Source organism: Halomonas sp., assembly GCF_041689495.1.
Taxonomy (GTDB): domain Bacteria; phylum Pseudomonadota; class Gammaproteobacteria; order Pseudomonadales; family Halomonadaceae; genus Halomonas.
In genome coordinates this window covers 1-5077 of sequence record NZ_JBDNGD010000302.1, presented here as the reverse complement: position 1 = coordinate 5077, position 5077 = coordinate 1, and the positions used below count along the sequence as shown (strand labels likewise).

General features: G+C 63.6%; 6 protein-coding genes and 1 pseudogene. 6 read left to right on the top strand and 1 reads right to left on the bottom strand.

Annotated features, from left to right (window positions below; translation table 11 throughout):
* A pseudogene (locus tag ACESMD_RS10115) lies at positions 1-726 on the top strand (ATP-binding protein); the annotation flags it as partial.
* Between the two features lie 34 nt (positions 727-760).
* Positions 761-1300: a response regulator transcription factor gene (locus ACESMD_RS10110; protein WP_372612782.1), complete on the top strand. Its 540-nt coding sequence runs from the start codon at positions 761-763 to the stop codon at positions 1298-1300.
* A gap of 44 nt (positions 1301-1344) precedes the next feature.
* Here the strand turns inward: ACESMD_RS10110 and ACESMD_RS10105 are convergent, their stop codons facing one another.
* Positions 1345-2115, bottom strand: a complete 771-nt coding sequence (locus ACESMD_RS10105; protein WP_372612780.1) for a 3-hydroxybutyrate dehydrogenase — start codon at positions 2113-2115, stop codon at positions 1345-1347.
* A 254-nt stretch (positions 2116-2369) separates the two neighbouring features.
* On the opposite strand from ACESMD_RS10105, the gene ACESMD_RS10100 reads away from it, so the two are divergent.
* The 4 genes from ACESMD_RS10100 to ACESMD_RS10085 form a co-directional block, all read left to right on the top strand.
* Positions 2370-2639 (top strand): GrxA family glutaredoxin, encoded by a 270-nt coding sequence (locus ACESMD_RS10100; protein ID WP_372612778.1) that lies wholly within the window; start codon positions 2370-2372, stop codon positions 2637-2639.
* Positions 2640-2849: 210 nt separating this feature from the next.
* On the top strand, positions 2850-3617 hold the full coding sequence (locus ACESMD_RS10095; protein WP_372612776.1) for a DUF1338 domain-containing protein: 768 nt from the start codon (positions 2850-2852) through the stop codon (positions 3615-3617).
* Between the two features lie 144 nt (positions 3618-3761).
* A complete protein-coding gene (locus tag ACESMD_RS10090) occupies positions 3762-4631 on the top strand; it encodes an acetyltransferase (RefSeq protein ID WP_372612774.1) in 870 nt (289 codons plus the stop codon).
* Positions 4580-5077: LysM peptidoglycan-binding domain-containing protein (locus ACESMD_RS10085; protein WP_372612772.1), on the top strand; the 498-nt coding region annotated here is incomplete at its 3' end. The genes ACESMD_RS10090 and ACESMD_RS10085, both read left to right, overlap by 52 nt.

Genomic DNA, 5077 nt, shown 5'->3' with positions numbered 1-5077 from the left:
TGATCAACATTGCCACCTGGTGGCGACTCGGCCAGCCGCAGGCGGTCACCCATGGCGAGTATCTGGCACATCTGCTTGCCGACGTGGCAGGGCTGACGCTGCTGTTCTACTTTACCGGCGGCTCCACCAACCCCTTTCATCACCTATTACCTGGTCCCGGTGACCATCGCCGCGGCCACGCTGCCCTGGCGCCATGCCTGGCTGATCGCCGCCGCCTCCATGGCCGCCTACACCTTCCTGATGGTGGTCTACCAACCGGTTCCCCAGCTCGGCCAGGGAAATGGCGAGACCTCCCTCGGCCTCCACGTCCTGGGCATGTGGATCAACTTCGGGCTCTCCGCCGGGCTCGTGACCTTCTTCATCTACAAGATGGCCCATGCCCTGCGCAGCCGGGACCAGGCGCTGTCGCGCGCCCGCGAGGCGGCGCTGACCAACCTGCTCAACAATGCCGCCGACGCCAACCCGGACGACATCACCATCCGGCTTGACTGGAACGGCGAGGAGGTGATCATCGACATCCGCGACCATGGCCCCGGCGTGGCGATGTCCATCGCCGACCAGCTGGGCGAGACCTTCGTTTCCACCAAGAGCAAGGGGCTGGGCATCGGCCTCTTCCTGACCCACGCCACCATCAACCGCTTCGGTGGCGAGGTTCGCCTGTACAATCACCCCGAAGGCGGCACCCTGACCGAGGTGACCCTGCCGCGCAACCAGCCGGCGACCTGACGGCTGCGGGATTCCCTGACCCTGCGAGGACGACATGCAAGAGACCGCCGAACGCCTGCTGATCGTCGATGACGACGAGATGTTCTGCCACGTGCTCGACCGCGCCCTGATGCGCCGCGGCTTCGAGGTGCTGGTGGCCCATGACGCCGACCAGGCCCTGGCCCTGGCCCGTCGTCACTCCCCGCACCTGGCAACCCTGGACCTGAAGCTGGAGAACGAGTCGGGGCTCAAGCTGCTGCCCCGACTGCTCGAACTTGTCCCGGAGTGCCGAGTCGTGGTGCTGACAGGCTACTCGAGCATTGCCACCGCCGTGGAGGCGATCAAGCTGGGGGCCGTCAATTACCTCTGCAAGCCCGCGGATGCCGACGAGGTACTCGCCGTCTTCGAACGACAGGAAGGAGATCCGAATACCGACGTCGCCGAGCATCCACCCTCGATCAATCGCATCACCTGGGAACATATCCAGAAGGTGCTGCAGGAACAAGACGGCAATATCTCGGCCACCGCCAGGGCCCTGGGGATGCACCGGCGCACCCTGCAACGCAAGCTGCAGAAGCGGCCGGCAAGGCGGTAAGCGCCTAGCGCCTAGCGCCTAGCAGAATGCTGCCCGAAGGGCACTCACTGCGCCGTCCACCCCAGGTCGATGTTCCAGCTGGCACCGGTCACGGCGCTGGCGTGTTCGGACGCCAGGTAGCCCACGAGCTCGGCGATTTCCTGGGGTTCGATCAGGCGCTTGATGGCGGCGTTCTTGAGCATGATCTGCTCGATCACCTCCTGCTCCGCCATGCCGTGCATCTTCGCCTGGTCGGCGATCTGGTTCTCTACCATCGCGGTCTTCACGTAGGCCGGGCAGATGGCATTGGCGGTGATACCCTGGCTGCCCCCCTCCAGCGCCGCGGTCTTGGTCAAGCCGATCATGCCGTGCTTGGCACTGATGTAGGCAGCCTTGCCCGGCGAGGCCACCTGGGCATGCACCGAGGCAATATTGATGATGCGTCCCCAGCCATTCTCGCGCATGGAGGGCCAGGCGGCCTGGGTGAGCAGAAAAGGCGCCGTCAACATCAAGTCAATGATCTGTCGCCACTTGGCCTCGGGGAATTCCTCGATGGGTGAGACATGCTGGATGCCGGCATTGTTGACCAGGATATCCACGCGCCCGAAGCGCTTGATGGCGTCGGCCACCGCGGCCTTGCAGGCCTCGCCATCGGTCAGGTCCGCCTCGAAGAAGGCCGCACCGACGCTTTCCGCCAGGGCCTTGCCTGCTGGATTGAAATCCACGGCCAACACCTGGTGGCCCTGCTCGCAGAAATGCCGTACCACGGCTTCGCCGATACCGCTGCTGGTACCGGTGACCACGGCAACCCGCGGGGTGGAAACTTTCGATGTCATCAAGATCTCCTCGTTGTGTCATGCGTGTCCGTCAGAGCGGCCACCAGTATAGCCGCAACGGGCCCCTGTCGGCAGCCCGTGCATCAGCGGCTGAAATCATCGGATCATCGGATGGCCCGGAAGGGAAGCGACAAGACGATAGCCCTGACCAATGACTCGACTTCACAGCGGCTATTGGCCAGGGAAGCGATCCTTGATTCACAATAGTCGGTCATTACTCATCGTGCTGATAACAGGCAAACAGGAGATTATCAATGTTCGTCGCCATCTTCGGCCGCCCCGGTTGCGGGTTCTGCATGCGCGCCATCCAACTGGCCAAGGTACTGGAAAGCCGTGGTGTCATCGAGGGCTACCGCTATACCGACATCCATGCGGAAGGTATCACCAAGGACGACCTGGCCAGGACAATCGGCAAGCCCGTCCATACCGTTCCACAGATCTTCGTTGACGATAGCCATGTCGGCGGCTTCACCGAATTCGATCAGTATGTCCGCGACAACGACCTTAAGTCCGCCACCGCCTGAGCCTCCGACCTGTCCCACCCTTGACCCACAAGGGACAATGCCCTCGATGGACCGCCTTTCGGGGGCATCGTCGTTCCCACTGCCCGCTCAAACGTCTTTCTCTCGTTGAATGGGGTCGTCTTCCCTCTGCCTATACTCTCGATTCCTTGAGAAATCCCCGGCAGTTCCGGGGGAGGCGACTCGAGTCTCACGACAGAGGGATGTGTCAGGATGCAGCGCGAAGAGTTCGTCAAGCAATTGTGGCTGGACTATATCCATCATCATCCGGATATCGGCGGTCTACGATTGTGGCCGTTGGAAGCGCCCGCGGCCTATCTTGCCCTGGTGACCCTGAATTACGGCCCCTTCGCCATGCAGGCAATGCTGCCGACCCTGACCCATCTCGGTTATCGCTGCCAGCATCGTCACGCCATGGCGGACCGCGGTCTTTTGGTATCCCTGCTGGCGCCACCGGATGAGGGAACCTGGTTGGTACTGGCCGAATTACAGCTCGCCAGCCTCTCCCGGCGCCCGCGGGACCGCCTCGAAGCCTTGGTCAGCCAGACCCCCCAGGTGGCGTCTCCCCGGCAGCCTCTGGTGTATGACCTGAGACCCTGGCCGATGCCGACCTGGGACACCTATCTATCGCTGCATCAGGCACATCCCCTCGCCAGCTGGCTGGCGGTGATGGGGCCCCGGATGCACCACGCTGGCTTCGACTGTGACCAACTCGGCATGGACCTCCTGGACATCGACACGGGTATGCGCACCTCCGGGCTGAACGGGTACAGCGACCGTCACCATGGCATCTTCCCTGTCTCGCCACTGCTCGATTACTGCTTCTATCCGACGCTCTCGCAGCGTCTCGCCTTCGCCGAGGGTGACGAGCATCGCATCGCGCTGGGCGGCGTCGCCCTGGTCCAGAAGCAGGTCAGTGCCAATCAGGAACGCACCGCGGAATTGCTGTTGCCCCATCACACCCGCTGCGAGATGTCCTGAGCCCTCGGCTCCCCTGCTCAAGCCTCGAAGGTCATCTCCGGGACATGGTCACGCCGGACGGGACGCGTTGAGAGGCCGACTGTCCAGCCGACTGGCAATCCATTAGCATTGCGCCCTCTGCGCCACGGGTCGAGGAGTCACGGTATGTCAACCGTCAAGGGCGTCATCAGCCTCCTGCTGCTGACCCTCACCACCCTGGCATGGGGCATTCCGCTGGTGCTGCTCACCCTGGTCAAGCTGATCACACCAGCGCGCCGACTGCGTCGCCGACTGCTTCAGGGCCTCAATGCCGTGGCGCTCAATTGGGTCGGCACCAACCTCTGGTGGATGCGTCTGTGGCTCAGGCCGAACCTCGAGATCCGGCTTCCCGAAGGGCTCAGCCGTGACCAGTGGTGGCTGGTCCTCTCCAACCACCGCAGCTGGACGGACATCTTCCTGCTGTTCTTTGCCCTCCACCGACGCCTCCCCATGCCCCACTTCTTCGTCAAGCGCCAGCTGATCTGGATCCCCATCGTCGGCCTGGCCTTCTGGGCCATGGAGTTTCCGATGCTGCGTCGATTGAGCCGTGAACAGAAGCAACGTAATCCCCATCTCGCTCGACGTGACGAGGAAGCGACCCAGCGCATGTTTCGTCATGCCAGGGAAAGACCCATCACCATCTACAACTTCGTCGAGGGCACCCGCTTCACCCCGGCCAAGCGGGTCACCCAGGGATCGCCCTACCATCACCTGCTGCGGCCCCGGGCCGGGGGCATCGCCCAGGTATTGACCCTGCTCGGAGATCGATTGGATGGTATCCTCGACGTGACACTGCGTTACGCCAATCCACGACCGACCTTCTGGGGATTCCTCTGTGGCGAGGAAGAACGCATCACCCTGGATGTCAGGCAGCTCGACATCCCGGCCTGGATGCGGGAAGGGCACTATCACGATGATCCGCACTACAAGGAACGTTTCCACTCATGGCTGAATGCCCTGTGGCAGGAAAAGGACGCGGCGCTGTCGTTGCCCTGATCATTCTGCTGTTGCTCGCGGGCTGTGCCTCGCGCTCCGACTCCGCCGCGCAGCGACAGGCCGGGGCCGCGGATATTGCCGGCCACTGGATCACCGTCCAGCGTGGCGACACCTTGGGCGAGATCGCCCGTCGGGCCGATGTCCCGCTGGAACGCCTGCAACGCTTCAATCCCGGCGTTGATGCCCAGCGGCTGGCCGTAGGGCAGCGCCTGATGGTCCCGACCCGGCAGGAACGCGCTCCTTCCGGAGGCCCCTATCGCTACCAGATCCGGCCGGGGGATACCTTTTCGAGCATCGCCCGGCGCTTCGACACCCGGGCCTCGCGCATCCAGTCCGCCAATCCAGGCATGGAGCCAACGGCTCTGCGCGTCGGACAGGTCATCCGGGTTCCCCTGACGACCGGCGGTGCCATCGCCAGCCGGGCATCCAGTGCCGGCGGAAGCAGC